At 37.1% G+C, this 22,285-nt stretch carries 22 protein-coding genes and 2 tRNA genes; 18 read left to right on the top strand and 6 right to left on the bottom strand.

Annotation, left to right across the window (positions count from 1 at the left end):
* Positions 1–41: 41 nt before the first annotated feature.
* Together B9T35_RS02300 and B9T35_RS02295 are read right to left on the bottom strand one after the other, a co-directional pair.
* Positions 42–117 (bottom strand) — tRNA-Gly (locus tag B9T35_RS02300).
* Positions 118–156: 39 nt separating this feature from the next.
* A tRNA-Gly gene (locus B9T35_RS02295) sits at positions 157–232 on the bottom strand.
* A 241-nt stretch (positions 233–473) separates the two neighbouring features.
* Here B9T35_RS02295 and B9T35_RS02290 point away from each other — a divergent pair.
* The 5 genes from B9T35_RS02290 to B9T35_RS02270 all read left to right on the top strand — a co-directional run bounded on the left by B9T35_RS02290 (position 474) and on the right by B9T35_RS02270 (position 3,316).
* Positions 474–782 carry a BolA family protein gene (locus tag B9T35_RS02290; protein WP_086189503.1) on the top strand — a complete coding sequence of 103 codons (309 nt, stop codon included), beginning with the start codon at positions 474–476 and terminating at the stop codon, positions 780–782.
* 12 nt (positions 783–794) lie between these two features.
* Positions 795–1,187, top strand: a complete 393-nt coding sequence (locus tag B9T35_RS02285) for a SirB2 family protein (protein WP_086189502.1) — start codon at positions 795–797, stop codon at positions 1,185–1,187.
* A gap of 85 nt (positions 1,188–1,272) precedes the next feature.
* Positions 1,273–2,109, top strand: a complete 837-nt coding sequence (locus B9T35_RS02280) for a ParA family protein (protein ID WP_086189501.1) — start codon at positions 1,273–1,275, stop codon at positions 2,107–2,109.
* Between the two features lie 14 nt (positions 2,110–2,123).
* Positions 2,124–2,513 (top strand): hypothetical protein, encoded by a 390-nt coding sequence (locus B9T35_RS02275; RefSeq protein ID WP_086189500.1) that lies wholly within the window; start codon positions 2,124–2,126, stop codon positions 2,511–2,513.
* A 212-nt stretch (positions 2,514–2,725) separates the two neighbouring features.
* Positions 2,726–3,316: a LysE family translocator gene (locus tag B9T35_RS02270; RefSeq protein ID WP_086189499.1), complete on the top strand. Its 591-nt coding sequence runs from the start codon at positions 2,726–2,728 to the stop codon at positions 3,314–3,316.
* Positions 3,317–3,323: 7 nt separating this feature from the next.
* Here B9T35_RS02270 and B9T35_RS02265 read toward each other — a convergent pair whose 3' ends face one another.
* Complete coding sequence (locus B9T35_RS02265) at positions 3,324–3,983, bottom strand: DedA family protein (RefSeq protein ID WP_086189498.1); 660 nt, start codon at positions 3,981–3,983, stop codon at positions 3,324–3,326.
* Positions 3,984–4,190: 207 nt separating this feature from the next.
* Between B9T35_RS02265 and B9T35_RS02260 the strand changes: the two genes are divergently transcribed.
* The 11 genes from B9T35_RS02260 to B9T35_RS02210 all read left to right on the top strand — a co-directional run bounded on the left by B9T35_RS02260 (position 4,191) and on the right by B9T35_RS02210 (position 13,438).
* Positions 4,191–4,613 (top strand): DoxX family protein, encoded by a 423-nt coding sequence (locus tag B9T35_RS02260; RefSeq protein ID WP_086189497.1) that lies wholly within the window; start codon positions 4,191–4,193, stop codon positions 4,611–4,613.
* A gap of 223 nt (positions 4,614–4,836) precedes the next feature.
* On the top strand, positions 4,837–6,405 hold the full coding sequence (guaA, locus tag B9T35_RS02255) for a glutamine-hydrolyzing GMP synthase (protein WP_086189496.1): 1,569 nt from the start codon (positions 4,837–4,839) through the stop codon (positions 6,403–6,405).
* Positions 6,406–6,608: 203 nt separating this feature from the next.
* On the top strand, positions 6,609–7,280 hold the full coding sequence (locus tag B9T35_RS02250; RefSeq protein WP_086189495.1) for an HNH endonuclease: 672 nt from the start codon (positions 6,609–6,611) through the stop codon (positions 7,278–7,280).
* Positions 7,281–7,451: 171 nt separating this feature from the next.
* Positions 7,452–7,997 carry a PadR family transcriptional regulator gene (locus B9T35_RS02245; RefSeq protein WP_086189494.1) on the top strand — a complete coding sequence of 182 codons (546 nt, stop codon included), beginning with the start codon at positions 7,452–7,454 and terminating at the stop codon, positions 7,995–7,997.
* Positions 7,998–8,108: 111 nt separating this feature from the next.
* Positions 8,109–8,411, top strand: a complete 303-nt coding sequence (locus B9T35_RS02240; RefSeq protein ID WP_086189493.1) for a DUF3861 domain-containing protein — start codon at positions 8,109–8,111, stop codon at positions 8,409–8,411.
* Between the two features lie 100 nt (positions 8,412–8,511).
* The gene (locus B9T35_RS02235) at positions 8,512–8,796 is read left to right on the top strand and encodes a DUF2798 domain-containing protein (RefSeq protein WP_086189492.1); all 285 of its coding nucleotides are present in this window, start codon (positions 8,512–8,514) and stop codon (positions 8,794–8,796) included.
* A gap of 328 nt (positions 8,797–9,124) precedes the next feature.
* Positions 9,125–10,072 (top strand): pirin family protein, encoded by a 948-nt coding sequence (locus B9T35_RS02230; protein ID WP_086189491.1) that lies wholly within the window; start codon positions 9,125–9,127, stop codon positions 10,070–10,072.
* Between the two features lie 196 nt (positions 10,073–10,268).
* Complete coding sequence (locus B9T35_RS02225; protein WP_086189490.1) at positions 10,269–10,667, top strand: OsmC family protein; 399 nt, start codon at positions 10,269–10,271, stop codon at positions 10,665–10,667.
* Positions 10,668–10,763: 96 nt separating this feature from the next.
* Positions 10,764–11,405 carry a glutathione S-transferase family protein gene (locus B9T35_RS02220; RefSeq protein ID WP_086189489.1) on the top strand — a complete coding sequence of 214 codons (642 nt, stop codon included), beginning with the start codon at positions 10,764–10,766 and terminating at the stop codon, positions 11,403–11,405.
* 15 nt (positions 11,406–11,420) lie between these two features.
* Positions 11,421–12,035: an alpha/beta fold hydrolase gene (locus tag B9T35_RS02215; protein WP_086189488.1), complete on the top strand. Its 615-nt coding sequence runs from the start codon at positions 11,421–11,423 to the stop codon at positions 12,033–12,035.
* Between the two features lie 140 nt (positions 12,036–12,175).
* On the top strand, positions 12,176–13,438 hold the full coding sequence (locus B9T35_RS02210; protein ID WP_416202413.1) for a ParB/Srx family N-terminal domain-containing protein: 1,263 nt from the start codon (positions 12,176–12,178) through the stop codon (positions 13,436–13,438).
* Between the two features lie 75 nt (positions 13,439–13,513).
* Here the strand turns inward: B9T35_RS02210 and B9T35_RS02205 are convergent, their stop codons facing one another.
* The 3 genes from B9T35_RS02205 to B9T35_RS02195 all read right to left on the bottom strand — a co-directional run bounded on the left by B9T35_RS02205 (position 13,514) and on the right by B9T35_RS02195 (position 16,833).
* Positions 13,514–14,113: an SPOR domain-containing protein gene (locus tag B9T35_RS02205; RefSeq protein WP_086189486.1), complete on the bottom strand. Its 600-nt coding sequence runs from the start codon at positions 14,111–14,113 to the stop codon at positions 13,514–13,516.
* Positions 14,114–14,140: 27 nt separating this feature from the next.
* On the bottom strand, positions 14,141–15,946 hold the full coding sequence (gene argS, locus B9T35_RS02200) for an arginine--tRNA ligase (protein WP_086189485.1): 1,806 nt from the start codon (positions 15,944–15,946) through the stop codon (positions 14,141–14,143).
* A gap of 311 nt (positions 15,947–16,257) precedes the next feature.
* Entirely contained in the window at positions 16,258–16,833 is a 576-nt protein-coding gene (locus B9T35_RS02195) for a hypothetical protein (protein ID WP_086189484.1), read from the bottom strand.
* Between the two features lie 285 nt (positions 16,834–17,118).
* On the opposite strand from B9T35_RS02195, the gene B9T35_RS02190 reads away from it, so the two are divergent.
* Complete coding sequence (locus tag B9T35_RS02190) at positions 17,119–18,816, top strand: NAD-dependent malic enzyme (protein ID WP_086189483.1); 1,698 nt, start codon at positions 17,119–17,121, stop codon at positions 18,814–18,816.
* A gap of 143 nt (positions 18,817–18,959) precedes the next feature.
* Positions 18,960–22,283: a type VI secretion system Vgr family protein gene (locus B9T35_RS02185; RefSeq protein ID WP_086189482.1), complete on the top strand. Its 3,324-nt coding sequence runs from the start codon at positions 18,960–18,962 to the stop codon at positions 22,281–22,283.
* Positions 22,284–22,285 lie beyond the last annotated feature (2 nt).

Here is a 22,285-nt window from a genome sequence, read left to right as displayed (position 1 = left end):
AAAAAAAGCCCCAGTCTTTTGACTAGGGCTTTTTTTGAATCTGGAGCGGGAAAAGAGACTCGAACTCTCGACCCCAACCTTGGCAAGGTTATGCTCTACCAACTGAGCTATTCCCGCTAAATGAGCAGTTTTATAGAAAACTTACACTAAAAAATTTGGAGCGGGAAAAGAGACTCGAACTCTCGACCCCAACCTTGGCAAGGTTATGCTCTACCAACTGAGCTATTCCCGCATGCCGTGTATAATACAGGATGTAAAAATAGGGTCAACATTTTTTTACGAAGCAAAGTGCTAATTGAATAAAATAAAGTCAGTTTTCAGCATTTTATTTAAATTTAGCTTAGTTTTTTCGGTTTCTTGAAGATTTTTGATTGAAAAATCATCGTAGTGAAGCAGTTTCATGTTTTCCATACAGTCATGGGCTGATAGACGTTATACTCAAATGCTATTGGTTATTTATCGAAGGACTAGACATGAGCTTAGAGCAACAACTCATTGAAAGATTAAACACACTTGCACCTACACATTTAGAAGTGATTAACGAATCGGCAGGGCATGGTAGTTATTTCCCCGGTAAAGAATCACATTTTAAAGTGATTATTGTGAGCGAAGAATTTACAGGTTTACGTTTAGTGCAACGCCATCAAAAAGTCTACGCCGTGGCAGCGGAATTGCTCAACCCAGGAAAAATTCATGCATTAGCGATACATGCTTATGTACCGAGTGAATGGCAGGGTCAAGCACCGAATAGTCCAGACTGTGCACATGCACCAAAAGCATAGTAGGCATAAATAATGGATACACATTTACTGATTAAAATTATACATATGAGCAGTGTTGCAGTTGCATTGATTGTTTTTATTGCATGTGCAAGCACATTGTTTATTGGTACACAGAATCAACAACCGAATCCCAAAGGTCGAATCATTTTTGTTGCCTTACAACATCTTTCCTTTACCGTATTGACGATTACTGGAATTATTTTATTGGTGATGAAAGATTTTCAAGTTCAGTCATGGTTTTATGCCAAAATTGTCTTGTTCCTCGTGTTGCTTTCATCATTAATTAAAACCTATAAAAAAGATGATTCTATTCTTCTGCCACAGCGCCGTGCTGGATTGGTGATTAGTTCTGTTGCATTTTTGGCGATTATTTCTCTCGTCATGATTAAACCAGTTTTTGGCTAATTGTTAGACATAAATTCCCAACATACCTGTGCTCTAGGTTAAACTGAATTTAATATGCAAAAAAGTACAATGTATTGAGGGAATTATGCTTACACGGGTTGTATTTAATCAAAAAGGTGGGGTAGGGAAATCAAGCATTGCTGTGAATTTGGCAGCAATTAGTGCATATCAAGGTTTTAAAACTTTGGTGATTGATTTAGACCCTCAAGCCAATTCAAGTCAGTATTTATTGGGTGATGACGCCACTTATTCAGCAGATAAAACAGCATTAGAGCCAAATATTGAGAATTTTTTTGACGATGTACTTGGAAACAACCAATCTAAAGGTCTGATTGGTAATGCGATTGGATCATTGTTGAAATCAAAAAATAAAGGATTTGAACAATATATTCATCGTTCACCTTTTAAAGATTTAGATGTTCTTCCCGCAAGCCCGAGTTTGGGTGCTTTAGAGCATGCTTTAGTCACTAAACATAAAATTTATAAATTACGTGATTCTATTCAAACCTTGTCGAATCAATATGATCGAATATATATTGATACGCCCCCTGCATTTAATTTCTTTACCTTATCGGCATTAATTACAGCGGATCGTGTGCTGATTCCTTTTGATTGTGATGTATTTTCAAAGCGCGCTTTGCAAACCTTAATTGAAAATGTGATTGAAACACAGGATGATCATAATGATCGTTTAGAGATTGAAGGCATTGTGGTGAATCAATTTCAAGCGCAGGCAAAATTACCACGTGAAGTGGTGCAACAGCTGAAAGACGAAGGTTTGCCTGTGTTGGAAAATATGTTGCCTCCTTCGGTGTTTATGAAAGAGTCGCATCATAAAAATATGCCATTAATTCATCTAGCTACAGATCATAAATTGACTCAAGCCTATCAATCATTGTTCAATGAAATAGAAAAGAAATAATCAAGGTTTTTAATATGAAAATCATTAATTTGAGCCTTTTGGCTTTAAGCACAATGTTGATGACGGCTTGTGCAACAACGGTTAAACCGATGTATGTGTCACCAACACAGTATCAAGCATTGAATTGTGCCCAATTGTCGAATGAGTTTGATCGTATTCAGCAGTACATTAACAATGGTGTGCAAACAGCGAAGCGTACTGGTATGGGTGTTGGTTTAGGACTCGGCGGTGGTTGGGGACGTGGCGGTTGGGGTTTTGGGCCATCTATTTCAGTGAATATGGGACAGTCTTCAGATACTAAAAATACTGAATTATCTCGACTCTATGGTCAGCAAGATGCGCTTTCTCAAGCGGCTCAATTTAAAAAATGCCCGTATATTCCAAAGCGTCAGATCCAAAAATAAGTTGAAAAGTGTGATAGATTTCCTCTTTTGAAAATTGGAGATCTATTCATGTTTTACAAAATATTTCAAATTTAAAATAATAAAAATCAGTAAATTATCTCCATAAAATAAAAAACTATACTCAATATTCATTTTTTATTCATAATTTAAACTTGTTATTTTTAAGCATTTTCAATTAAGGTGTGCGCCTCATTTAAGATACAGGACACTCTATGATTGAAAGTTGGCTTTTTATTTTTGCAATGATTGCAGTGCTCTTAATTCCGGGTCCAACCAATGCATTATTGGCTAACGCTTCACATCATCAAGGCGTGTTCAAAACCATACGTTTAATTCCTGCTGAATTATTAGGTTATGTTTACGGCATTAGTTTATGGGCTTTATTGCTCCATTTAAGCATGCCGACTTGGCCAATTTTGATTCATCTTTTACATTTTGCCAGTGCGATGTATGTACTTTGGCTGGCTTTCCTTCTATGGAAAAGTTCACCTGCGGATAAACAGCGTCAAAATTATCAAGCTTTAAAGCCACAACAAGTGTTTTTATCAACCTTAAAGAATCCCAAAGTCATTTTGTTTGCGACAGGAATTTTTCCAATTGAAACGTGGGATTCATTTGAAAATTATGCGTGGGTTTTAGGTGTATTTTGTCTAACCCTTATTCCATGTACATTATTTTGGATTTATTGGGGACAAAATTTAGTAGTGGGTAAAGTGAAGTTATGCACCGCCGATCAACTATATAAAGGATCGGCGATGTTGTTAATGCTTTGTATGTTGCCTGTAATCGTTCGTTTTTTCTAAAATTAAATTATTTTATTTCAGTCGTTGTAGTCTCTGTTTTCTTTGCAAAGAACTTATGGCGGATATAACCAATAATTCCTGGAAGTACACTCAGAATAATAATACCAAAAATCAAATGGGTAAAATTATCTTTAATAATAGGCATATTTCCAAATAAATAACCCAAAGCAATAAATGAACCAACCCAACAGAATCCACCAATCGCATTATAGGTTAGGAAAAATTTGTAGTTCATATTACTTGCACCTGCAACGAAGGGTGCAAAAGTACGTGCAAAAGGGATAAAACGGGCAAAAATAATGGTTTTACCGCCATGTTTTTCAAAAAATTGATTGGTTTTAATTAAATGATGTTTATTAATAAAGCGAGATTCAATTTCAAAAACACGTGGTCCAATATATTTACCAATGTGGTAATTCAAAGTATCGCCAAGCACAGCAGCAATAAATAATAAAATACCCAGTACCCACGGATCCATTGCACCCGTTGAAGCAGCCAAAGCACCCGCAGCAAATAATAAGCTATCACCAGGTAGGAATGGCATGACCACTAAACCTGTTTCTATAAAAATAATGAGGAATAAAATTCCATAAATCCAAATGCCGTAATTTGTTATAAATTCAAGAAGGTGCTCATCTACGTGCAGAATAAAATCAATCAAATCCATAAGGCAAAAACTATACAAAAATGTACGGAAATCCTAGCAGTCTAGTTGAATAATGTCAGTATGAAAATGATATAAATTCACACAAGCTTTGAATAAGTTATCGTTTTATTTTTAGAACAATAAGTGCTATTGATGCTGTTTAACCTATAAATTGATCAGAATAATATAGCTTCATCATTTAAAAACAGATTAAAAAAGGTCAAGAAAATGTTTAATCCAAATGTCGTTGTTAAAAATATCGTTAATCAACCGCAAGTGAATGCAATTGTTGCACTCATTGCTCGTGCGCTTATTGCATACATATTCATTGTTGCAGGGTGGGGCAAAATCACAGGCTATGCAGCAACTGCACAATATATGGAAACTATGGGGGTACCGGCGGCTTTATTACCACTCACTATTTTGGTTGAATTTGGTGGCGGTCTAGCTATTTTATTCGGTTTTCAAGCACGTTTAGCGGCTTTCGGCTTAGGTATTTTTAGTATTATCACTGCCGTTATTTTTCATGAGGGTGCAGATCAAGCTTCAGCAATTAGTTTTATGAAAAATTTGAGTATGACAGGTGGTTTATTTATTTTAATGTTGTATGGTGCTGGCAAACTCAGTATTGATCATGCTATTGAAAAATAATTTATAAAATAATAGCTTAGCCAATCTAAAGCCAGATACGTGATCTGGCTTTTTGATGTAAAAAATGAATGTTGGATTTTAAAGAATCTGAAAGTAAGTCTTTTCTTATGTTTTTCAATAGATTGAGTTTATATTCTTTGTACTGATGCAGGGGTGTGCGTCTTGTTGATAAAAATGATAGAATATGGCGCTAATATTCGTTTGCCTGCATAGTTGTTTACCCATGACTACCAATACCCAAATTACTGAAGATCGTATCCTGATTTTGGATTTCGGCTCTCAATATAGCCAGCTTATTGCACGTCGTGTACGTGAAGCTGGTGTTTATTCTGAAATGTATGCCTATGACATGTCTGAAGAAGACATTCGTGCATTTAATCCGAACGGTATTATCCTGTCGGGTGGCCCTGAAAGTGTACATGAAGAAGGTAGTCCGCGTGCGCCTGAAGTTGTGTTCAACTTAGGTGTTCCAGTATTGGGTATTTGCTATGGCTTGCAAACAATGTCTGAACAACTGGGCGGTAAAGTAGAGCCAGGTACAGTACATGAATTTGGTTATGCTGCTGTTGATGTTTTAGTTCGTGATCAGCTGTTGGGTGATTTAGATGATGGCGATAACAAACTCAAAGTTTGGATGAGCCATGGCGATAAAGTAAGTGCAATTCCTGAAGGTTTTTCAGTAACTGCAAGCACGCCAAGCTGCCCATTTGCCGCAGTAAGCGATGAAAAACGTCGTTTTTACGGTGTACAGTTCCATCCTGAAGTGACACATACTGCAAAAGGTGCAGAGTTATTGTCTAACTTTGTTCACAGCATTTGTGGATGTCGTAACCTTTGGAATTCTGAAAACATCATTGATTTACGTGTTGAACAATTGCGTAAACAAATTGGTGATCAAAAAGTTTTATTGGGTCTTTCAGGTGGCGTAGATTCATCTGTTGTGGCTGCACTTTTACACCGTGCAATTGGCGATCAATTGACATGTGTATTTGTAGATAATGGCTTACTTCGTTTGAACGAAGGCGAGCAAGTGATGGACATGTTTGCAAAAAACATGGGTATCCGAGTGATTCGTGCCGATGCTGAAGAGCGTTTCTTAACTGCGCTTAAAGGTGAAGTTGATCCTGAGAAAAAACGTAAAATCATCGGTCGTGAATTCATTGGTGTATTTGCTGAAGAAGCACGTAAGCTTGATGGCGTAAACTTCCTTGCACAAGGAACAATTTACCCTGACGTGATTGAATCTGCAGCAACAAAAAATGGTAAAGCACATGTAATTAAATCACACCATAACGTGGGTGGTTTACCAGAAGATTTAGCATTTGAATTGGTTGAGCCAATTCGTGATTTGTTTAAAGATGAAGTGCGTCGTTTAGGCACAACTTTAGGTTTACCTCACGAAATGCTTTATCGTCATCCATTCCCAGGTCCAGGTTTGGGCGTGCGTATTTTGGGTGAAGTGAAAAAAGAATATGCAGATATTCTGCGTCTTGCTGATGACATCTTTATGCAAGAACTTCGTGCAAGCGGTTGGTATGACAAAACTGCACAAGCATTTGCTGTGTTCCAACCAGTGAAATCTGTTGGTGTTGTGGGTGATGGTCGTCGTTATGCATGGGTGATTGCACTTCGTGCGGTTGAAACGGTTGACTTTATGACAGCGCGTTTTGCACATCTTCCTTATGATTTGGTTGATAAAATTTCAACGCGCATCATGAATGAAATTAAAGATGTATCTCGTGTTGTTTATGACGTATCGTCTAAACCACCTGCAACGATTGAATGGGAGTAAAACTGGGATTTCATGAAGCAACGCTTCATGCCAGTTTTACGGCAAAGGTTCTGCCTGCGCCAGTGCGAGACTTCAAGAAGCAACGCTTATTGCCTCAATTAGGGTAAGGCTAAGCATTTCCAGTGAACAAGTTATTTGAATAAAAGGACGCTTAGGCGTCCTTTTTCATTGTATATTCAAAGAAATGTAAAACAGGATATAGAATGAGTTTTTCTCAGTGGTTAATTGAAAATAAAAATTTATCCGAAGCAACTGCACAGAAATATGATTTAGTTATTCGAAATCGAATTAAAGAATGGTTACCAAGCTATGAACTACCTCAAAATTATATTGATTATGAAGTATTAAAAAGAGATATCGAAGATTTAGATATTTATAAAGAGAGAAATTCTGTAGGGAATAATATGTATTCTGCTGCATTGAAGCATTACGGAAATTTTCTAAAAGAAAAGCAATCGAATATAGATGAAATTTTTGATTTGAAAAATAATTTTAATGTTGAAGCTGAGCGAATGATTAATGTTCGATTGCAACAACATAGATTTAGAAGAAAATTATTTTTAATTCATGATCATTGTATAATAACAGGCTACTCAAAAAATAATTTGTTAATCGCTTCTCATATTAAACCTTGGTCTAAAAGTACAGATGATGAAAAGATTGATCCTTATAACGGGCTTTTACTCACACCAAATTTCGATAAACTTTTTGATAAAAATTTAATTTCTATAGATTTTCATGGAAAGATTATTCTTTCTAGAGAATTGAATTCTATTGATATTGAGTTTTTTAAAATCCCTAAAAAAATAGATTTTAAATTTAATAATCAGCATAGAAAATATCTTGAATATCATAATGCTCTAGTAGAGCAATGATAAAAAATATAGGGCATATCAGCATCCTTTTTTTATATCTTAATAATTTTTAATAAAAATATAACTTAATATTTATCAGTATATTGGTGGTTGATGCTATATCTTAACTTTACATAAGACATATTAAGATATATCTTATTGTTCTAATTTAAGCAATATGAGTGATAAAAGATGAGAGAACGTAGAAATCATCACCCTCGCGTAGCATTTGAACATTCAGGCGAATTTCGTGGAGAAGGACATCATGGTGGGCGCCGTGGACGCCTATTTGAAGCAGGTCGAATGAAACTTTTGGTGCTCCATTTAATACAACAAGCACCAAAACATGGCTATGAAATCATTAAAGAAATTAGTGATCTTGTCGGTGGTGGTTATAGCCCAAGTGCAGGAACGATTTATCCAACACTGACTTATCTGGAAGAGATGAGCTTTGTGACCGTGGAAAATACTGAAGGTGATCGTAAGCAATATCACATTACCCAAGCAGGGCGACAGCATTTAGAAGAACAACAAGCCCTGCTCGAAAAACTGTGGGAAAAACTCAAACTGAAACGTGAAATTCAAAACAGTGACCATTTATTGGATATTCATCGTGCGATGGAAAATTTAAAAACGGCTTTGCGTTTAAAGCTGAATATCACGGATATTGAACAAGACAAAGTTCGCCAAATTGCAGAGAAGATTGATTTGGCAGCAGTTGAAATTGGTCGTCTGTAATCAAAATTTTAAATCGATATCTTGTATGCGGATTCATGTATTCTTTATTTTTCTCAGTAAGCAGAAAGAAAAAAGGGCTATGCAAGAAAGCGAAAGAATGAGGAAAGAAAAATGAAACAACATCAATATCATGTCACTGTACAACACCTTGCTGATGCTCAAGGAAATCCTTCAAGCTATACAGAAAAAATAGAGTTTAATACTGGCAACCATGATGATCTTTTTATTGTTCTGGACCGTCTACAAAAGGCTGAATTATTTGATGAAGAAACCACAAAATCTTTTGCGGTAGGTTTAAAACTTTTTGGTGAAGTGATGCTTGAAAATAAAAACCATCCTTTATTTAAAGACTTTAAACCGCAGTTTTTGGAATTTATGAAAAATATGAAACAGCAAATAAAAAAGGAAGAATGATTGAATCGAAATTTTGCCTATGGACGAAAAGTTTATGCAAAAAGTCTCATTCTTCAAACTCATATTTCAAGAGTAATTTAAACAATACGCGAGATTAAACATGCAGCAAAAAAGACCAATGATTTTCGGCTCTATTCCAAAATTACCTGCTCAATATGCAGGTTGGATTATGCCCTTATTTTTATCTGGACTCATGAGTGGCACAATTTCATTGATTAATATGCTGATGAACTTAGGTTTTGTTGATGGTATTTTTTCAAAATGGTTATCAATATGGATGTTTTCGTGGGCAATCGCTTATCCAACGGTACTGATTTTCTTACCATTGGTGCGCCGTATTACAGGTTTAATTGTGGATATTCCACATCCGAATGCGCCTAAATAAGATTTTTTCTCTTTAAATTCATCGTAGATCAGCACGCTATACATCTACGGTGATTGCTAGAAATATCGACCTATTTAAGTGATTGAATAAACGTCAAAGCATCCCAAAGCTTTTTATTGAATAAAGAGAGTGGAAAAGCTTTTATACAAGCAGCCGAATATAAGAATATTTACAACAAAAACAAAACTCCAATTGTCCTATTTATAGCATTCAGCGTATTAAGTTAATCATAGGTTCAAGTGAATAGAATCGCTAAACTTAAGAACAAACTTGATGATCAGCCAATCGCAAAGCATCATTTGGCTCTGAATGAATTTAGGATAAGAAAATGACCAATACAAATTACACAGAAATTTCAAATTCAGATGATTGTGAAAAATACGTCAATCAATATATTCAAGACTTTCAAATCCGCTCTGCGGAAATCGGTAAAGGTACAGTGATTAAACGTGCTTTGCCCAGTCGTCAAAAACGTATGATTGGTGCATGGTGCTTTTTAGATCATGCAGGGCCTGTGGTCTTTCCACAAGGTGATGGTTTAGATGTTGGACCTCATCCACATATTGGTTTACAAACTTTTACGTGGATGATTGAAGGCACGATGATGCATACTGACAGTATCGGTTCTAAACAATTGATCCGTCCGAAGCAGGTCAACTTAATGACCGCAGGTCATGGTATTTCTCATACTGAAGTTGCACCAGACACTGAAACGCATATGCATGCGGCACAACTTTGGATTGCTTTGCCTGATAATAAAATCAATATGCCACCGCAGTTTGATCATTATCCTGAGTTACCTGTGGTTGAGCAGGACAACATTGAATTTACAGTTTTAGTCGGTGAGTTTTTACAAACTAAATCACCTGTGAAAGTGCATTCAGAACTTTTAGGTGTAGATTTAACTGCGAAAGAATCAACGACCACTCGCATTCAGCTTAATCCAAAATATGAATATGGGTTTTTGGCGTTGGAAGGAACTGCAACGATTCATGGTCATGAATTGGATGATAATAATTTAGTCGTGCTTGAACCGGGCTTAACCGAAATTGAAGTGCAATTGCATGCAGGTAGTCGTTTATTGCTTTTAGGCGGTGAACCATTTGAGTCGCCAATTTTATTGTGGTGGAATTTTGTTGGACGTACGCAGGAAGAGTTGAAGATCGCTCGTGATCAGTGGGTGAATCAGGATCAGCGTTTTGGCAATATTCCTGATTATGAAGGCCCTCGCTTGGAAGCACCTGTGTTGCCTGACAGTATGCGGGCTTCGAAATAGTGACAAAATCCTGTGTTGTGCTGAGAGAATATTTCTATTTTCTCAGCACAACGGACGACATCTATCCTACCAATCATGATGATAAATTCAGTTCAAAATCTTAAGTTGGAAGAGATCTAGCTTGTATTTATAAGGCTTTATTTAAAAAGCTCATATAGTGCTGATTTATAAATAATAAATTCATTTAGGAAATAAAATGGCAATTATCGCAAATGCAAAAGTAAAAACCTTAGCTGAACCGTGGTCGGGTGATATTTCCAGTGGAAAGCATCAATTGATAACAGACAAACCTGAATCTTTTGGTGGGCAGGACAAAGGTTTAGCACCGTATGATTTAATTTGTTCAGGTTTAATTTCTTGCACCATGATCACTTTACGGATGTATGCAAAACACAAAGACATTGAATTAGGTGAATTTACTGTTGAAGCTGATTTTAATGCCAATAAAGAAGGGCAGGAATGGATTGATCGTCGCTTATCTTTTATCAATCCTTTGTCTGATGAGTTACATCAAAAGGTATTGGATATTTGTCAGAAAACACCTGTGACCAAAACTTTATTAAGAAGTGTTGAGATTCATACTCAAATCATCTAATTCATATCTAAAAATAGACGGCATTTTGTACAAAACAAGGTGTCATTTTTGCATGCCTATCGGTTATATTCGATAAAACTCTTCGAGGCGAAAATAATGATTACACTGCATCATCTTGAACAATCACGCTCATTACGCATTATTTGGGCTTTGGAAGAATTGGGTGTGGAGTATCAGATTAAATATTATAAGCGCCTGCCAACCATGGCTGCACCACCTGAATTGAAAGCGGTACATCCTTTAGGAAAATCACCTGTGCTGACAGATGGTGATTTGACTATTGCAGAATCGGCTGTGATTCTGGAATATTTGCAAGCGACTTATGACACTGAAAATAAGTTTAAGCCACAGAACCCAAAAGATTTAATGCAATATAATTATTGGATACATTATGCAGAAGGCTCATTGATGCCTTATTTGGTCATGACTTTGGTGATGACCAATATGCCCAAACATGTGCCTTTTATTATTCGACCTGTTGCTAAGAAAATTTCTGAAGGGGTTAGGGGGGGCTTTATTAATCCACGTTTAAAAGAACATACCGCATATTTAGAAGATTATTTTTCAAAACATGAATTTGCTGCTGGTGATTTTTCTTTTGCGGATATTCAGATGAGCTTCCCTGTGATTGCGATGCAAGAGCGAACCAAAGGCAATAAACCTCAACTGGCTGCTTATGCTCAGCGCATTCAGCAACGTCCTGCATTCTCACGTGCGAAAGCTAAAAGTGAAAGTTAATTTTAGTTCAATCATATGAATTTAATTTTCTTACCTGGCGCATCGGGGAGTACTGAATTTTGGCAACCTGTGATGCAACAGTTGCCAGATGAATATCAAAAATCAGTGATTGCCTATCCCTGTTTTGGTGGCTATCCAGCACATCCACAAGTGCATCATTTTGCAGATTTGCAGGATTGGGTCATCAATCAAATTGATCAGCCGTCGATTGTGATTGCGCAGTCGATGGGTGGGATTTTTGCAGTTCAGGCGGCATTGCAAAAACCTGAGTTAATTCAGGCTTTGGTTTTGGTCGCAACATCAGGAGGCATTGATTTAAGTGCTTTTGATGTTGCAGATTGGCGCAAAGAATATCAACAAACATTTGCTGTACCTGATTGGTTTATAGGTCATCAGCAATGTTTAGATGATCAACTGCATAGAATTCAATGCCCTGTATTGCTCATTTGGGGAGGTGATGATCCCATCAGTCCTATCACCATTGGAGAATATCTACAGTCTAAAATTACTCAAGCTGAATTGCATATCATTGAAAATGGTCAGCATGATTTAGCCAAAGTCTATGCAGATCAAGTCAGTACACGAATACAAATATTTTTACAGCAGAAAGTACCTAAAATCGATAAATAAAAAGTTTTTATATTAAAAGCTTATATTTTGAAATTGACATTAAACCGACATAAAAATGACACGGAATATTCATATTGTGCAGTGAGAATAGGCTATTTTAATTTAAGTCTATCTCTCGTATGAAAACAATAAGCCATAATATGACAAGTCTAGCCCTCGCATTGAGTTGCCTCGTTGGTCTGAGTGCGTGTAATGATAATAAAGATGATAGTTCAAGCACTGTACAGCCTAATCCGCCTGTTGTTACCCCACAACCGCCAGTAGATACCCGTGATCAGCGTTTTTTAACAGCCAAAGTGGGTGATGTGATTCAAGTGTCGATTGATGACATGATTCCAACGCAAGGTGCAGTTGGTTATGACCAAATTTATTATAAATTGGGTCGTTGGCAAGGGGATGTCAATCGCCCAACTTGGCAAGCAGATCCCGTCAATCAATTGGTGTATTTAAACAAAACCATTGGTAAAAAGTTTGATGATTATTGTTCAACCATTGGTGCAAAAGGTCATGCTGACTTTGCATCTATTCAAGAATTGCAAAAAGCCACATTAAAAGATTTGAGCACATTTAGTTGCTTGGAAAAAGCAGGAACTGAAATAGCCGATCTCAAAAGTGTAGCCATTGGTTACGACGGCAAGCCCTATATTACAGATGGTCATCATTCAATGACGCAATTAAAAGAAATTGCAGATGGCGGTGGTCAGCTGAAAGTTTGGGTAAAAGTTGTTGGAAATTATAGTGATCTTAAAACCGCTGATGCTTTTTGGGCAACCTTGGTTAAAAATGGTCAGGCTTGGCTGAAAGATGGTAAAAACCAACCGATTACTTATCAACAATTGCCTAAAAATTTAGGTTTAATTTCTGTATCGAATCCAACGGGTATGCAAAATGATCCATACCGTTCTTTGGTGTATTTCACCCGAGATATTGGCTATAGCCAAGTCACAGGTGCGCTAGATTTTACCGAATTTTTATGGGAAGATTGGTTTAATAAGCAAATTGCAAATGGTGTGGTTAAGCCTTTAAGTTATTTCCATACGGATGTGACAACCTATGGTGCAGCAGATGTTTTAGCAAGCAGTACATTGAATGTGGATTTGACTGTTTCAGGCAGTGCAACAGGCTATCAAGCAGCGATCGCAAATTATTCAGTCTTAATGGGTACAACCAAGCCGACAGATATTATTTATGGAACATCGACGGCTGCGAATCTAGGTGCTTTGCTTTTACAGAAAAACATGCCTAAAGACCCTGTAACATCAGCCTCTATCTCGAATTTTACTGATTTAAACCGTGATGAGGTGAAGAAAGATAAGACACCACGAACAGGTGGTAGTCTGTGGTATGCAATGAAATATACAGAGTGTGGTAAGCCACAAGCAGGCACCTGTTGGGGATGGTAATTTAAATTTCTCTACGATCTAAAACAAAAAAAGGAACGAATAATTCGTTCCTTTTTTGAAATTTGTACTTAGTACTTAACGCTTCACCACAATCGAATCGATGCCACTATGTTGTAAAGTTTGCTGTGCAATCACTGCCGCATTTTGAGATTCATATGGACCTGAAATGACACGGTACCAAGTTTGATTACCTTCCGTGCTTTTCATCACATCAGCAGATAAACCATTTAAAATAATTTCTGCTCGACGTGCATCAGCGCTGTCAGGGTCAGGGTAACTACGCACTTGTAAGATATACTCAGGTTGAGCAGGGACTGCTGCTTGCTCAGAGCCATCTACACCAGTATCCACTTGCTCTGTTTGAGCAGGAGCTTCTACAATCACAGGCTGACTTTGAGTTTGTGATTCAGGAATCGCCTGTTCAGGAATAGGTGTAACTTGTTGCTGTGGTAATAGATCGTAAAACCGATAATCTTTGTTAGTATCTTCTTGATAATGCTCAGAAGTAACTTCATTTTTCGGTTGGACAGGAGCCCACGGTTTCCAGAGCATGAGCGCTACTGCAAAACTTAACACGATTAAAATAACCACAAGCATACCTAACCATTTAGGAATCAATGGTTGCTTTGGCTTATTCGGTCGTTCAGACACACCGCGCTGCGTTTTTCCAAACACGTGGAATTCCTCTCTTATTGTTTATTGTTACATTTCATAAGGTGCTGAAACACCAAGCAATGTTAAACCATTTTTAATCACTTGTTGTACGTTTATTGATAATAATAAACGTGCTTGAGATAGTGCAACATTTTGATCATCCAAAACTTTTGCATCATCTAAGTTGTACCAACCGTGGAAGAGTGCAGCCAATTCTTTCAAGTAGTTACCGATTTGATGCGGTTCATAACTATTGGCAGCACGAATCACAATTTCAGGATACGCTGCTAATTTTGCAAGAATTTCAGTTTCAGCTTCAAGTGTGAGTAAAGATGCATCGTAATTGGCTAATTGCTCACGACTAAATGGAATATTTTTTTCAGGTGCTTTCAAATCAACCATACGGTTCACACGTGCATACGCATACTGAATGTAATACACCGCATTGTCTTTACTTTGCGATACAGCAAGATCTAAGTCAAAATCAATGTGTTGTTCAGATTTACGCATTACATAATAGAAACGTGCGGCATCATTGCCGACTTCTTTGCGTAGGTCACGTAAAGTCACAAATTGACCTGAACGAGATGACATTTGCACCATCACACCGCTACGCCATAAGCTGACGAATTGAACCAAAAGCACGGTCAATTTTTTAGAGTCATACCCCATTGCATCAATGGCAGCTTTTACACGTGCAATATAACCATGGTGATCTGAACCCCAAATATCAATAATATCAGTATAACCACGTTGCAGTTTATTCAAGTGATACGCAATATCTGATGCAAAATAAGTGGTTTGACCATTACGACGTTTCACAACACGGTCTTTTTCATCGCCAAAGTCAGTCGATTTAAACCAGATGTTGCCATCTTTTTCGTATAAGAAACCACGTTGATCAAGCGTCTGTAGTGCTTCATCAATTTTTTCAGTTAAAGCAGCTTCGCTGAACCATTTGTCAAAAGTTACCCCGAATTCACCCAAGTCATCTTTAATGTCATCTAAAATGGCATGTAAAGCAGCTTGATGGAAAACACGGTAACCTGTACCAGTTAAAGCTTGTGAGTTATAAATTAAACCATCAATGTGTTTTTCTTTATCGCCTGAAAGTACAACCTTGTTGCCTTCAGCATCAAGTTCTTCAGCGTATTGAACATCTTCAGGCACATCTTTATAGACATCAGCAACAGGGTGTACATAAGCATCACCATGTTTATCAATAATGCTTTGTGCAATTTCTTTAACGTAGTCGCCTTGATAAGCATTCTTTGGGAAGACTAAGCTTTGACCTGTGAGTTCGAGGTAACGTAAATAGGTTGATGTTGCAAGGATGTCCATTTGACGACCTGCATCATTCACATAATATTCACGATCAACTTTAGCACCGGTTGCTTCAAGTAAATTCGCAACCGTCATACCATACGCTGCACCACGACCATGACCTACGTGTAGGCTAGAGGTCGGGTTCGCAGAAACGAATTCAACTTGGATTTTTTTAGCAGCATTGGCTTGGGTTTTACCAAACTCATCTTTTTGCGCTTGAATTTGATCAAGAATTGCAAAACGTTGTCCTGCATTCAAAAAGAAATTGATAAAGCCTGGACCTGCGATTTCAGCTTTGGTGATATCTGCAACTTCAGGTAAATTTGCTAAGATTTTTTCTGCAAGATCACGAGGTTTCATGCTCGCAGCTTTAGAACCAATCATGGCAATGTTTGACGCAAAATCACCGTGACTTCGGTCTTTAGTACGCGTCAAAGTACTGGTGTTTTTCCAGTCAGATGGGAGAATCCCTTGAGATTGAAGGGATTGAACTGCATGATCGAGAGCTGCTTGTATGGCCGTATTCATAATCTATCGAGAAATAAATGTCGCAGAAAAACAGCAAATATAGCAAATTTCACAGTCTTTAGGTGAACGCATTTGTATCGAATAAAGGCTATTCGTGATAAAAGGCAGTTTTTTTCTAAGAATGAAAGAGTGAAGCTTCAAAATAAGTCTTAAAATCAATATTTAAAGACAGGAAATCACCTTCTAAGTGGTTTGTTGTTTAAAGCATGATGCTCATCTTTAACCGTATTATTTATAGAAATATCATCAGAATAGGTTTCTTGAATCACTATAAATAAAGGCGCTATCCAAGAAACCTATTCTGAATAGAACTATTCTTTACAGCTCACAGGTTTTTCTAATAACTCTGCATGACCATTTTGGAAGGTATAGAGTTTTGATGCATTAAATATTTTAATCACTTTTGCCGTTTTTAAAGCAGTTTTAAACGGTTCAAGTTTTTTTGCATTCACAGCATCAAAAGGGTTGGCAAAGTTTTTATTGTCTAATAAAAACTGAATTGAGCCTGCTTGTGGATCATGGGCTTTTAAGATATCTTGTCCATCTTTATTTTGAATAGTAAAGCTTTGCTTTTGTGACGGAATTTTACAGTTCAAACGAAAAAACAGCATTTCACCCGTTTTAGCTTTGTTTTGTAAATTATAAATACCTTGTAAATCATTTTCGATATAGACCCATTGACCTGTCGGCATATTCAGCGTCATTTGCTCAATTTTTTCTAAAGTGGTTTTACTGACATCGACTACACCTTTCTGATCAATTTCAGGTACTTTCTTTTCACCTAAACCGACCATATCTTTCATTTTTGAGGTTGTTTTGGAAACGGTTTGGCAACCACTTAAGAGGATTGCGGTGCAGATGAAGATTATTTTTAATTGAGTTTTCATTGTCATATTCTTATTGTAAAAAAAGTGATGATTAGAACCAAGTCCTGATATATCTTTCATGAATTGCGCTGAAAATGCAACCTCACTTTAAAAAACGCTTTATTGTGACGTTTTGTATGAAAAATACAGTAATTTATCATTCTGTAAAATACTCAGCATATCATTATCACGTATCTAAATACCCATTTCGCTAAAAATAGGCTTAAGCTAATATAAGACGAAAGTAGTATTTGTGGCGAAAGACTTAGGTCATTACAGCATTGTCCGCATAAAATGAGAATGGAAATGACAACTGAACATTTGAAAAAGCACCCTTTATATATTCCTTATGCAGGTAATACCTTATTAGAACTTCCACTGTTAAATAAAGGTTCGGCATTTAGTGAAGAAGAGCGTACTCGCTTTAACCTTCATGGTTTAATTCCACATGTGATTGAAAGCATTGAAGAGCAGAGTCAACGTTCATACCAACAGTACTGCGCTTTTAATGACGCAATCAACAAGCATATTTATTTACGAAATATACAAGACACCAATGAAACGTTGTTTTATCACTTAATTGAAAATCATTTAAGTGAAATGATGCCAATTATCTATACCCCAACCGTGGGTGAGGCATGTCAGCGTTTTTCTGATATTTACCGCCGTCATCGTGGGATTTTTATCTCATATCCTGACCGTAATCATATCAATGACATTCTGCATAATGTGAATAAGAAGAATGTGAAAGTCATCGTGATTACAGATGGTGAGCGTATCTTAGGTTTAGGTGACCAAGGTATTGGCGGTATGGGGATTCCGATTGGTAAATTATCGTTATATACCGCATGTGGTGGTATTAGCCCTGCCTATACACTACCAATCACCATTGATGTCGGTACCAATAATCAGCAATTATTGAATGACCCTATTTATATGGGGTGGAATCAGCCACGAATCAGTGGTGATGAATATTACGAATTTGTTGATGAAGTGATTACTGCGGTGAAGCATCGTTGGCCGACTGCCTTGATCCAATTTGAAGACTTTGCCCAAAAGAATGCAATGCCTTTATTGGAAAAATATCGTGATCAAATTTGTTGTTTTAATGATGATATTCAAGGAACAGCGGCAGTATCTGTGGGAAGTTTAATTGCAGCCAGTCGTGCTGCGGGTAAACAACTGAAAGATCAGAAAGTTGCATTCTTGGGAGCAGGTTCAGCAGGCTGTGGTATTGCAGAACAAATTGTGGCGCAAATGGTGGTTGAGGGTTTAACCGATGCTCAAGCTCGTGAACGTGTATATATGGTCGATCGTTTTGGTTTAATTACTGAAAATCAGCCAAACCTCTTAGATTTCCAACGTAAACTAGCGCAAAAGCCTGAAGCGATTACCCATTGGGGTAATGCAGATGAAATTATTTCATTACTCGATGTTGTGAAAAATGCCAAGCCAACTGTATTGATTGGTGTATCAGGTCAGCCGGGATTATTTACAGAAGAAGTGATTCGAACTTTGGCTGAAAATTGTGAACATCCAATTGTTCTCCCTCTGTCAAATCCAACGTCACGTGTTGAAGCTGTACCAGCAGATATTATTCATTGGACCAATGGCAAGGCTTTAATTGCGACTGGTAGTCCATTTGCACCTGTGAATTATCAGGGTAAAACTTATAATATTTCACAGTGTAATAATTCGTATATTTTTCCAGGGATTGGTTTGGGAGTAATTGCCGTACAAGCAACTCGAGTAACGGACAATATGTTAATTGCATCGAGTAATGCATTGGCGGATTGTTCTCCAAAACTGCAAAATATTGATGCTGATTTATTGCCTGATTTAAATGAATTGCAGCAAGTATCTAAAATTATTGCTTTTAAAGTGGCCAAAGCAGCCATTGAAGATGGTGTAGCACCTGCAATTTCTGATGAATTGTTACAGCAACGCTTAGAAGAAAACTTCTGGAAACCAGAATATCGTCACTATAAACGTGTTCCGTTCTAATTTTATTCAATTTAACTAAATCTAAAGGAATCAAATAATTGGTTCCTTTTTTTTATTTTGATAATAAATGATAACAATTTGAACTCTAGACTTATCGAAAAGCTCGTTTAGAATTGCTTAAAATAGTTTAAAAACAATAAGCCATGTTGAAAAATATTAATGTTTTGATTGAAAGTTTGGGGTTGAGTTTACAAAAGCGTGCCTTGCATATTCAGTTCTCAAATAGTGCTTTAAATACACAGGTTTTTATTCAGTGTATTCAAGGGCAACATTTTATTAATCAAGGACTGAAAGCAGAAATTCTATGCCTTTCGACCAATGCCCATATTGCATTAAAGCAATTTATAGGCGGTCAAGTTGCAGTAGATCAAGTCACTGATTTTGGCGAGCTATATCGAACGACTGGTATTATTACAGGGGCGAGCCAAGGACAAAGTGATGGTGCACTAACGCTATATAAACTCACAATCGAAGATGGTACGGCACTGTGGCACAAACGTCGTAATAGTCGTGTGTTTATGAATAAAAGTGTTCGTGAAATTAGTGAAATTTTATTTAAAGAATGGCAGACAAAAAGTCCATTATTCGCAGTGAGCCTCAGCTTAGATGCCAATGGTTTAAAACAAGATTACGATATTCGTCCTTTTGTGATGCAAGCCAATGAAACAGATTATGAATTTTTAACACGCTTATGGCGTAGCGAAGGTATCAATTGGTTAGTTGATGAATCTGCAAGAATCGTTCCTGTGTCGGCAACACAAATCCAAGTACAAAAGCTTCGCTTAATTGATGACAATAGCCAATATGAGGCATTGAGTCGGAGAACAATTCGCTTTCATCGCAGTAGTGCAACAGAACGGTTTGATAGCATTACTAGTTTTATAGCACAACGCCATCTTCAATCGACCTCTATTCAAGTGCAACGCTGGCAAGCAGATAGCTTGGCGCAAGATCAAGGTGAAATTCATTTAAGTCATCATGCACATAGTGAACAACAAGACAATGAAACCTTAAGCTTAGAACAAGCTTGGACGATTAGCCCTGCTTGGACCAGTGATTTAAAAGGTGAAGATCAAACCACTGCATCGAGTAGTACACAATTAGAAAAACTGAATTCACAGTTATCACAATATCAAGATTTACAATCTAAGTATTTTAGCGCTGTAAGTAGTGTCCGAGATGCTCAAGTAGGTTATTGGTTTGAATTAGCAGACCATCCTGAAATTGATCAACATAGTGGTTCTGATCGTGAATTTTTAATTCTAGGTAAGCAGTTCTATAACCAAAATAATTTACCGAAAGATATTCAAAATCAAGTGACATCCTTAGTCAATTTAAGCCGTTGGAACTTTGTTCAAAAAGATGAACGTCAAGCCAATGAGCTGTCTTTAGTTCGTCGTAATATTCCGATTGTTCCTGAATTTAATGTATTGAGTCATCGTCCTTCAGCTTATCCGCAACGTGCCAAAGTGGTTGGACCACAAGGTGAAACTATTTACGTGGATCAGTGGGGGCGGATTAAAGTTCGGTTCTTATTTACGCGTGCAGATGATAATACACATGACAGTGGCGCTGGAAGTAATGATAACGACACCGATTCTGCGTGGATAGATGTCCTGACCTCATGGGCAGGTGAGGGTTATGGAACAAGATTTCATCCCCGTATTGGTGAAATTGTTGTGATTGATTTCTTTGATGGTAATGTTGATCGTCCATTTGTAACGGGGCGTATACATGAAGCTGAACGTCATCAAACCATGTTTGATATTAAAGGACAGCTGCCTGATACCAAAAAACTCAGTGGTATACGTTCACAAGAAGTGGCTGGTGCTGGATTTAACCAACTTCGTTTTGATGATACGACAGGACAAATTAGTACTCAATTACAAAGTAGTCATGCCGCAACGCAACTCAATTTGGGTAATTTAAGTCATCCAAAAGACAAAGAAACCAGTAATGGACGCGGTGAGGGATTTGAGCTCAGAACAGATGCTTATGGTGCTATGCGTGCTGGAAAAGGAATGTTGATTACGACTTATGCACAAGAAAATGCAATCGCAGATCACTTAGAGGCAGCACAAGCTCAGTCTTTATTGAGTCAAGGCCATGAAAGCATGAAAATGTTAAGTGAAATTGCAGTGAAGCAACAAACAGATGCATTAAATGTGATTAGTCGTTTACCTAAGTTTATTCAATCTTTAGAAATAAAAAATTCAGCTCAGGCCGTGCTTTCAACAGTCAGTTTATTTAAAGAGGGAATTAGTAATGACCCTTTAAATGCATTAAAAGATTGTGGTGGCTTTATTAGCGATGTCGGTTCGTTTGGAGGAAATGCGAAAGGTGTTGTGGATGAATTTAATGCCTTTTTTGCAGACGCCAAAGACTCCATACAGAATTTAAAAGATTTTATTGAGAATGTTCAGGAGCATGGAACAGATGTCATTAAAGGGAAATTGGCGAGTTTAAAGGACAATATTCAATCGAATCCTTTTGAATCGATTCAAAGTGTCGGTAAAGTTTTAGCAAATGTTGATATTAAAGATTTTGATCTTATGAGTACTTGCGGAACATTTAGTAAGGGAAGCAAACTTGAAATTACTCCAAATAAAGCGTTAAGTTCATTGCAAGGTTTTATGGAAGGTTATACCCAAGGTTTAGAAAATAGCAGTGATGATAAAAAACAGGAACAAGGCAAATTATTTAGACAAGCCTTGATGTTATTGGCTTCACCGAATGGTATTGCTTTAACCACGCCGGAAGATATTATTTTACAAGCTTCGCAAGATATTGCTGAAAGTGCTCAAGGATCTATTAACTTTAGTGCGCAGAAAAACTTAGTTGCACATGCACAAGATAAAATTAGTTTGTTTGCCGCACAAAAAGGTTTAAGTGCTTATGCTGCGAAAGGTCAAATAAAAATTCAAGCCCAAGATGATGCTATTGAAGCGATTGCCAAGAAAGTTATTAAGTTAATTTCAACGGAAGATAAAATTGAGATTACCAGTCCAAAAGAAATTGTGCTGACGGCAGGTGGTTCTCAACTGAAAATTAATGCAAGTGGTGTATTTTCTACTACGGGTGGTAAGTTTGAGAGTAAAGCGGGGCAGCATAGTTTTGTGAGTGGGGCGAAGGTGTCTTATGAGGTGCCTCAGCTTCCAAATAATGTGATGTATAGTAATAAGTTAGATATTTATGATTTATTTTGGGAAAGTGACTTTAGTCAATTAAGTTATAAAGCATTTATGCCTGATTCAAATTCATTTGTTTCAGGGCAAATAGATGAACATGGTCGTACAGGAAAAATTAGTACAGCAGATCCGTCAAAAGTACAAGTTTTAGTAGGTTCAGATGATGAGTGGGGATTATCCATAGAAGGCTTTGATGAGGAGGATTTTCTTGATGATTCTAATCAAGAAAATCCAAGTTTAGATAATGATAATAATAATAATGAAGAATACAAGGGTTAGAA

It is taken from the genome of Acinetobacter sp. ANC 3832, from assembly GCF_002135415.1.
GTDB lineage: Bacteria > Pseudomonadota > Gammaproteobacteria > Pseudomonadales > Moraxellaceae > Acinetobacter.
This window is presented reverse-complemented; position numbering and strand designations above follow the sequence as displayed.

What these genes read in the sequence shown, in the direction of transcription:
- B9T35_RS02290 (WP_086189503.1), top strand. Translation starts at nt 474, where the DNA reads ATGAGCTTAGAGCAACAACTCATTGAAAGATTAAACACACTTGCACCT.
- B9T35_RS02285 (WP_086189502.1), top strand. Translation starts at nt 795, where the DNA reads ATGGATACACATTTACTGATTAAAATTATACATATGAGCAGTGTTGCA.
- B9T35_RS02280 (WP_086189501.1), top strand. Translation starts at nt 1,273, where the DNA reads ATGCTTACACGGGTTGTATTTAATCAAAAAGGTGGGGTAGGGAAATCA.
- B9T35_RS02275 (WP_086189500.1), top strand. Translation starts at nt 2,124, where the DNA reads ATGAAAATCATTAATTTGAGCCTTTTGGCTTTAAGCACAATGTTGATG.
- B9T35_RS02270 (WP_086189499.1), top strand. Translation starts at nt 2,726, where the DNA reads ATGATTGAAAGTTGGCTTTTTATTTTTGCAATGATTGCAGTGCTCTTA.
- B9T35_RS02265 (WP_086189498.1), bottom strand. Translation starts at nt 3,983, where the DNA reads ATGGATTTGATTGATTTTATTCTGCACGTAGATGAGCACCTTCTTGAA.
- B9T35_RS02260 (WP_086189497.1), top strand. Translation starts at nt 4,191, where the DNA reads ATGTTTAATCCAAATGTCGTTGTTAAAAATATCGTTAATCAACCGCAA.
- guaA (WP_086189496.1), top strand. Translation starts at nt 4,837, where the DNA reads ATGACTACCAATACCCAAATTACTGAAGATCGTATCCTGATTTTGGAT.
- B9T35_RS02250 (WP_086189495.1), top strand. Translation starts at nt 6,609, where the DNA reads ATGAGTTTTTCTCAGTGGTTAATTGAAAATAAAAATTTATCCGAAGCA.
- B9T35_RS02245 (WP_086189494.1), top strand. Translation starts at nt 7,452, where the DNA reads ATGAGAGAACGTAGAAATCATCACCCTCGCGTAGCATTTGAACATTCA.
- B9T35_RS02240 (WP_086189493.1), top strand. Translation starts at nt 8,109, where the DNA reads ATGAAACAACATCAATATCATGTCACTGTACAACACCTTGCTGATGCT.
- B9T35_RS02235 (WP_086189492.1), top strand. Translation starts at nt 8,512, where the DNA reads ATGCAGCAAAAAAGACCAATGATTTTCGGCTCTATTCCAAAATTACCT.
- B9T35_RS02230 (WP_086189491.1), top strand. Translation starts at nt 9,125, where the DNA reads ATGACCAATACAAATTACACAGAAATTTCAAATTCAGATGATTGTGAA.
- B9T35_RS02225 (WP_086189490.1), top strand. Translation starts at nt 10,269, where the DNA reads ATGGCAATTATCGCAAATGCAAAAGTAAAAACCTTAGCTGAACCGTGG.
- B9T35_RS02220 (WP_086189489.1), top strand. Translation starts at nt 10,764, where the DNA reads ATGATTACACTGCATCATCTTGAACAATCACGCTCATTACGCATTATT.
- B9T35_RS02215 (WP_086189488.1), top strand. Translation starts at nt 11,421, where the DNA reads ATGAATTTAATTTTCTTACCTGGCGCATCGGGGAGTACTGAATTTTGG.
- B9T35_RS02210 (WP_416202413.1), top strand. Translation starts at nt 12,176, where the DNA reads ATGACAAGTCTAGCCCTCGCATTGAGTTGCCTCGTTGGTCTGAGTGCG.
- argS (WP_086189485.1), bottom strand. Translation starts at nt 15,946, where the DNA reads ATGAATACGGCCATACAAGCAGCTCTCGATCATGCAGTTCAATCCCTT.
- B9T35_RS02195 (WP_086189484.1), bottom strand. Translation starts at nt 16,833, where the DNA reads ATGAAAACTCAATTAAAAATAATCTTCATCTGCACCGCAATCCTCTTA.
- B9T35_RS02190 (WP_086189483.1), top strand. Translation starts at nt 17,119, where the DNA reads ATGACAACTGAACATTTGAAAAAGCACCCTTTATATATTCCTTATGCA.
- B9T35_RS02185 (WP_086189482.1), top strand. Translation starts at nt 18,960, where the DNA reads ATGTTGAAAAATATTAATGTTTTGATTGAAAGTTTGGGGTTGAGTTTA.